The sequence below is a fragment of the Allobosea sp. 01N443 genome (assembly GCF_056399325.1).
Genome location: NZ_JBFTRC010000246.1, coordinates 1 through 7,204 on the forward strand (window position 1 = coordinate 1; position 7,204 = coordinate 7,204).

The following is a 7,204-nucleotide window of genomic DNA, read 5'->3' on the forward strand; positions in this document are numbered from 1 at the left end:
TATTGATCTTGATGCTCATATTCGCCAGCGGAACTGCTTTCGGCTTCGGTATAGCATCTGTCTCCGGCGTTCTGGATCTTATAAAGGCAGAGTTTGGACTTTCGGAACGGGGGGAACAGCTCGTCGTCGGGATCCTGGTACTCGGCTGCTTCGTCGGCGCCGCCATGGCCGGCCCCATCTCGGCCCGATGGGGCAGAAGACGGACGATCATGCTGGCGGCCGCGCTCGGCGGGCTCGGCTATACGCTGATCCTGGCCAGGTTCGGACTTGGCGGATTGCTGGCAGGACGCAGCCTTGCCGGGCTGTGCATCGGCCTGCTTTCAATGGTGGTACCGATGTACGCGGCCGAGACGACGCCGGCGCGCCGGCGCGGCGCGGTGGTCTCGATGTTCCAGCTCGCAATCACCCTTGGCATTCTCGGTGCCTATGGCGTCACGCTCGCCTACGCAGCACGCGTGCCCTGGCCGATCCTGCTCGGCGCCGGCATCCTCCCCATTGGCCTTTGCCTGCTGGCAATCCTGCTGCTGCCCGAAAGCCCGCGCTGGCTGGCGGCGCGGGGTGACCACGCAGCGGTTCTGAAGGCGGCGCAAACGCTCGGCCTCGCCGATGAATGGCGGGAGGCCCGGCCCGTCCTCTCCCATGCCGGCGCCAGCCGCGGCGCTCTGCTCCGGCGCGGCAGCACTGTAGCTGTGCTTCTGCTGTGCAGCGCCCTCTTCGTGCTGCAGAACCTGAGCGGCATCGACGGCATCCTCTACTACGCCCCCCGCATCTTCCAGGAGCTCGGCTTCTCCGCCGGAACCGCCGCACTGGCCGCTACCTTCGGCCTAGGCCTTGTCAATGTCCTCGCCACGATCGCGGCCATCGCCATGGTTGATCGCCTGGGCCGCAGGCCGCTGCTGATCTTCGGCTCGGGAGCGATGGCGATCGGGCTCGCCGCGGTCATCGTCGCCTCCCAGCTCGGCTGGCCCTGGGTCGGCCTGGCGGGCCTCGCAGTCTTCATCGCGGCCTTCGCGCTGAGTCTCGGCCCGCTGCCCTATGTGCTGATGTCGGAGCTTTTTCCGACCGCGATCCGCGAATCCGGCATCGCCATGGCCTCGGCGACGAGCTGGCTCTTCAACGCCTTGATCGCCTTCACCTTCCTGTCGCTTGTGGCAGCGATCGGCCTCTCCGGCGCGATCGCGCTGTTCCTCGTGGTCTGCCTGCTCTCGCTCAGTTTCTGCCTGGCCTTCACCCCGGAGACGCGCGGTATCCGGCTCGAAGAGATCGAGGCGGCCGTGCTGGCTGGACGCCCCTTGCGGCGTATCGGCGGCTGAGGACGCGGCGAACCGATCCGGCACGCCCTGACGCATCGATAAGTCGGGGCGCGATGACGGTGCTCGCCAAGACAAGCGGTTGAGAGGAGACCCGACGCGGCTCCTGGCCGTCTCACCGATTTTCTGGTCGCGGCTCTCGGCGGCGATCCGAGCGCTCAGCGATAAACAAGAACGGGAATCTTGGAATGAGTCAGAACCTTTACGGTCTCGCTGCCGAGCACAATCGCAGCGATGCCGCGGCGGCCGTGCGATGCCATGGCGATCAGGTCACAGCCTCGCGCAACAGCGGTGTCGATAATGGCTTGATAGGGGTGCTCGTTCTCGACCTGAATGGCGTCGCAACGTATGTCCGCGGCCGCAGCCTTCTCTTGGGCGGCGGTGAGATACTGCCTCGCTCGCGCTTCGGTGAGCTCTTGGTAGTCCTCCAGCGTCGCGACCGCCCTGCCGGGTTCAGAGGCGAAGATGTGAAAGGGCTCCGTTACAGCGAGCAATGTCAGTCGGGCCCTGACGGACTTGGCAAGCTGCGTGGCCTGCTCGACGGCTGCGGCGGACAAGGGTGAACCGTCAGTCGGAACCAGAATGTGTTGATACATGGCGTCCTCCCCGCAGCAGCCAGGTGCGCGACCTCCGCGTTCGCAATGTCCAATGCTCCGGGCCGAAGGCCACGCAAAAACAGCGAATTCGAAGCATTAGTGGCCGGTGGAATCCCGGTTCATTTCCTCCAAAATCCCGCGCATTGCATCGAACTGGGTACCGAAACCTTTCCAATCTCCGGACTTCAGTCGCTCCATTGCTTGATTGTAGCGATCAAGCGCCTCCCGTGCTTGACTTGGCGCTGGCCTTGTCCCGGGCATCCCCTCTGTCGCGCGTGAAGCTGCCGGCGCAGCACCGGGCTCTATGAATAGCGCCGACAAGGCCTCGGCGAGTGTTTCCTTCATCACCACGTGTTCACCGTAGGCTGCGATCACACGTTTCAGCTCCGGCAGATGTCCGTGCTCCGCTCGCAAATAGAGTGGCGATACATAAAGGATCGAGTTCTCGATCGGGATTACGAGCAAGTTCGCACCGCGGATCACCCGCGAACCCATCTGGTTCCACAACGTGATTTGTTGGGAGATCTCGGTACTTTGATTGATCCGCGCTTCGATCTGGAACGGCCCGTAGACAAGCTTCTCCTTGGGAAATTCGTAAACGATCAGCTTGCCATAGCCCGGACCATCGCAGCGCGCGGCGAGCCACGCGATCATGTTGTCGCGGCGGCTGGGCACCATCGGGAGCATGAGGAAAAACTCAGCATGCGATTCTCCGGGCAGCCTCATGATGATGTAATAGGGCGTCATCATCGCGGTGCCGCCGCCCCCCGGTTGCAGGGGGAATTGCCAAAGATCTTCGCGGTTATAGAAAACGTCGGCCGCCTCCATGTGGTAGGTTTGATAGAGCCGCGCCTGAACCAGGAACAGGTCCTCCGGATAGCGAATATGCTTCTGCAGGTCTGAAGGCATGGCCGCGAACGGCTTGAACAGGCCCGGAAAGATGCGCTGGTAGGTCGCGGCAATCGGATCACCGGGATCCATCAGGTAGAAATCGACGGCCCCGCTGTAAGCATCGACGACAGCCTTCACCGAATTTCGAATGTAGTTGAGATCGCCATCTTGCGCAGGCTGCGCATAGGGGAAATAGGAGCTCGTCGTATAGGCATCCTGCATCCAGAGCATCCGCCCATTGCTGATGACCAGATAGGGATCATGATCGAGCCGGAGAAACGGAGYGATCGTTCGCACCCGTTCCTGGATGTTGCGGCGGATCATGATCCGGCTATCGGCAGTGATATAGCTTGAGAGGAGCAGGTTCGGGTCGTTGAAGTAATAGGCGAACAGCATTCTGCTCGCCATCACTCCGATCGGAACGCCACCTGTGCCGTCATAGGCCGCATAGACATTGTCTTTGCCCTTCGGATAATCGAACTCCGGTGTGCTTCCCTTGACAATGACGTAGCTGTCGCTCTCTTCGCCGTAGTAGATGCGCGGCTCAAGGATTTTGGGACCTCCGTCTGCGACGGGTGGGATATCCCGCAAATAGAGGACGGGTAGTCCTTCGGTACTCTTTCGRGTGACCGGGCTCATCACCGCGCCATTGCCGTGAGTAAACAGCACGTGGCGGTTGACCCATGTCTGGGCATTCGGCGGCAGCAACGAGGGCCGTAGTTCGCGARCCGAAAGCATCACGCTTTGGTAGGAACCATCGAGCCAGTAGCGATCAACGTCAGGATCATGGAATTTGTAGTAGGTGCGAATCTCCTGCAGCTGCGCGTAAGTATCCGACAAGGGCAGTTGGTCCCACAGCCTGATATTTTCGATTGTCGCCTTGTTGGCCGCTAGCGTGTCGAGAGATAGCTTCTGTTCCGCGGCAAACGGCTTGGCTTCGATCTGATCGAGATTATAGGCCTGCCGGGTGAAAGCGATGTTGCGTTCGATATACGGCTTCTCCAGCTGCAACTCGCTTGGTCTGACGAAGAACTGCCGGAACAGCGCGGGGGCTGCGCCGGACAGCACGACTGAGCCGATGGCAACGAGCATGAACGCTGCGGCAGGAAGCCAGTAGGTACGCATCCAGATGTTTACCCACGCGGCGAACGCCGCGATGATCGAAAACCCGATCAATAGCCACAGGCCCGGTAGCCCCACATGGACATCGGTGTAACTGGCACCGACGACCACACCGTTATCGCCATAGAGCAGCAGATAGCGGTCGAGACCATAGGACCAAGCCTTCACCGCGAAGAGAAGACCGAGCACTGCCGAGCCGTGAGCGATCACTGTCTGCGATATTGATCGCCGCGGCACGTCGTATTCGATCTCGCCATGCACCCAGTAGATCGTTCCGGCGAAGAGCGCGCTCAAAACAAGCGTGAGCAACATCCAGTTCTTGAGGAGGAAATAGGCAGGCAATGAGAAGAGATAGAAGCCGATGTCCTTGTTGTAGAGCGGGTCGTCTGCGCCATATGGCACCTGATAGAGAAACCGCAGGAAGATGCCCCAATTGCCGGCTTCCGCCGCGGCGACGAGCAGCGCGAGCAAACCAGCACCGCCTGCAACAACCCAGGGCCAGGGCAATCGATCGCGCGCGAGCGCGAGCAGATCGGGCAACAGCACGGTGCCCGGGGGTTGCCACGTGAGGCCGGCGACAGCCTGTATCGGCGGCCGCCGGGCAAAACGCACGGCCAGCCATCCGTTGAGCCAAAGAACGACGGCAGTCGCCGTCCAGACAGCAAAGAAGACGACAGCTTCAGCTTCGATTGTTGTCCAAAAGACCTGCAGATAACCGATCGAGGAAAACCACAGCCAATCGACCAGCCAGTCACTCGCGAGCCCGAGCAGGACAAGGCAAAGCCCGACGACGACGGCCGCAATGACGAGCCTGACCACGGCGTTCTGCCGTGGCGCCTTCCGTCCGGGTCCGGCGATCCCGATCGTCATGGTCCAATTATAGCGGAAATGAGGGACGCCTGCCGCTTCCTTCGTGATCAGGATCGCGCGTCAAGGCGACGCGACGCCGATGCTCAAAACTCTATCGCCGGGACCGTGGAACGAGTGAAGCTGTTTCGAACTCTTGGGGGCAGACCGGATCAGCCGATCGCGTCCTCGCGACGCCGCCTGTCATCTCCAGCGGCTCTCGCATCCGCTATCGGCCGGCGAACTGCGGATTGGCAATCGCGATCATATTGAGGTCGTCGGGGATATCCCCCATATCGCCGTGATTGAGGGAGTCCTTGCTGTGCAGACGGTACAGGCGACCCTTGTCGCGGCAATTGCAGCCGCCGCATTGGCGTTCTCTCCCCTTTCCGCCGCGAYGGGGGAGAACAGCAGAGCTGCATTGATCATTTCCGTCGACGGCGCGATCGGACCGGCGACGGCCGGTTACGTGAAAGACGCTCTGGCCAAGGCAAACGAACGACGCGCCGAAGTTGTCATTCTGCGTCTGAATACACCGGGCGGCCTCGCGACCAGCATGCGCGAGATCGTCGCAGACGTGCTGGCCTCATCCATTCCTGTCGTCGGTTACGTCTCTCCTTCCGGCGCCCACGCGGCCAGCGCGGGCACCTATATCCTCTATGCGACGCACATCGCAGCAATGGCGCCGGGCACCAATCTCGGCGCGGCGACGCCGGTACAGATCGGCGGTCCGGTACCCGGTCTGCCGAGCAAATCCACCGACAAGGACGGCAAGGACAAGAAAGATAGCGCCCAGCAAACAGAGCCGACGGAGGCGATGACGGCGAAGATGACGAACGATGCCGTCGCCTCAATCCGCAGCCTGGCCGAGTTGCGCGGACGCAACGCCGATTGGGCCGAGAAAGCTGTCCGCGAGGCAGCCAGCCTTTCCGCCAGCGCTGCGTTGCAGGCGAATGTCATCGATCTCATCGCGCGCAACCCGACTGAGCTGCTCAAGCAAATCGATGGTCGCGTCGTGGAAATTGCGGGTGGCGAAACCCGGCATCTGGCGACGAAGGATGCAACGATCGGGGCGCTCGATCCCGGATGGATCTCGCAATTTCTGTCGGTCATCACCGACCCCAACGTCGCCTTCATTCTTCTGCTGGTCGGCGTCTACGGTCTGATTTTCGAATTCGCGTCTCCCGGCGCCATCGCGCCCGGGGTGGTCGGCACGATTTGTCTGCTGCTGGGTCTCTATGCCCTCAACATGCTGCCGATCAACTATGCCGGCCTCGCGCTGATGCTGCTGGGGATCGCACTCTTCACGATCGAGGCCTTCACTCCGACTGCGATCGTCGGCATCGGTGGGATCATCGCTTTCGTGCTCGGAGCGATGATGCTCTTCAAAGTCGAAGCACCGGGATATCGCTTGTCATGGTGGGTCATTGGCATCGCGGCGGCGATGTTCATTGGCCTGATTGTCGTCATATTCAGTTCGCTTAGGCGAGCCCGCAAAGGTCCTGCACGTGTCGGTGCACAAGCCATGCGCGGCCTGTCCGCCGAGGTCCTCGACTGGGCTGACAGAGAAGGCCACGTCTTCACACAGGGTGAGCGCTGGCAAGCACGCAGCGCGGAAGCCTTCAGACCAGGAGAGATGGTCGAGGTGGCTAGCATCATGGATCTGACGCTGATGGTGCGTCGGCGGCCGGGACTGACCGCCGGCGAAGGAGGTGCGCGGTGATGCTCGATTGTTTGATCTATGCACTGCTCGCGATCGCCGTGATCGTATTCTTMTCTTCGGCCATTCGCATCCTGCGGGAATACGAGCGCGGTATCATCTTCACGCTCGGACGCTTCTCCGGCGTGAAAGGCCCGGGCCTCATCATTCTGATTCCGTTCGTCCAGCAGATGGTGAAAGTCGATCTCAGGGTGATGGTTCAGGACGTGCCGCCACAGGACGTGATTTCCCGCGATAACGTCTCCGTCAAGGTAAACGCCGTTCTATACTTCCGCATCATCGATCCCGAGCGCGCAATCATCAAAGTCGGAAATTTTATGATAGCGACCAGCCAGCTGGCACAGACCACACTGCGCTCGGTGCTTGGAAAACATGAACTGGACGAGATGCTCGCGGAGCGGGACAGACTCAACGCCGACATCCAGGAGATTCTCGATCAGCAAACCGACGCCTGGGGCATCAAGGTCACCAACATTGAGATCAAGGATATCGATCTCAATGAAAACATGGTGCGCGCCATCGCCAAGCAGGCCGAGGCGGAACGACTTCGGCGCGCGAAGGTGATCAACGCGCTGGGCGAGCAGCAAGYCGCCGAGAAGCTGGTCGAGGCAGGTCGGATACTTGCCCAGGAACCGCAGCCGATGCAGTTACGCTATTTCGCGGCGCTTCACGACATCGCGGGAGAGCGATCCTCGACCGTGGTCTTTCCTGTACCAATG

At 61.1% G+C, this 7,204-nt stretch carries 5 protein-coding genes; 3 read left to right on the plus strand and 2 right to left on the minus strand.

The genetic code is table 11. From position 1 onward, the window contains the following. Nucleotides 1–11 precede the first annotated feature (11 nt). Complete coding sequence (locus tag AC1DRP_RS33215; protein WP_476770754.1) at nucleotides 12–1,313, plus strand: sugar porter family MFS transporter; 1,302 nt, start codon at nucleotides 12–14, stop codon at nucleotides 1,311–1,313. Nucleotides 1,314–1,468: 155 nt separating this feature from the next. Here the strand turns inward: AC1DRP_RS33215 and AC1DRP_RS33220 are convergent, their stop codons facing one another. Continuing rightward, on the minus strand, nucleotides 1,469–1,867 hold the full coding sequence (locus AC1DRP_RS33220) for a universal stress protein (RefSeq protein ID WP_441504464.1): 399 nt from the start codon (nucleotides 1,865–1,867) through the stop codon (nucleotides 1,469–1,471). A gap of 135 nt (nucleotides 1,868–2,002) precedes the next feature. Then, a complete protein-coding gene (locus AC1DRP_RS33225) occupies nucleotides 2,003–4,789 on the minus strand; it encodes a UPF0182 family membrane protein (RefSeq protein ID WP_476770752.1) in 2,787 nt (928 codons plus the stop codon). 298 nt (nucleotides 4,790–5,087) lie between these two features. Between AC1DRP_RS33225 and AC1DRP_RS33230 the strand changes: the two genes are divergently transcribed. Then, the gene (locus AC1DRP_RS33230; protein WP_476770755.1) at nucleotides 5,088–6,488 is read left to right on the plus strand and encodes an NfeD family protein; all 1,401 of its coding nucleotides are present in this window, start codon (nucleotides 5,088–5,090) and stop codon (nucleotides 6,486–6,488) included. After that, a partial coding sequence (locus tag AC1DRP_RS33235) for a slipin family protein (RefSeq protein WP_476770753.1) occupies nucleotides 6,485–7,204 on the plus strand: 720 nt, incomplete at its 3' end. The genes AC1DRP_RS33230 and AC1DRP_RS33235, both read left to right, overlap by 4 nt.

Excerpts from the sequence above, each read along its gene's own strand:
- AC1DRP_RS33215 (WP_476770754.1), top strand. The coding sequence starts at position 12 with ATGCTCATATTCGCCAGCGGAACTGCTTTCGGCTTCGGTATAGCATCT.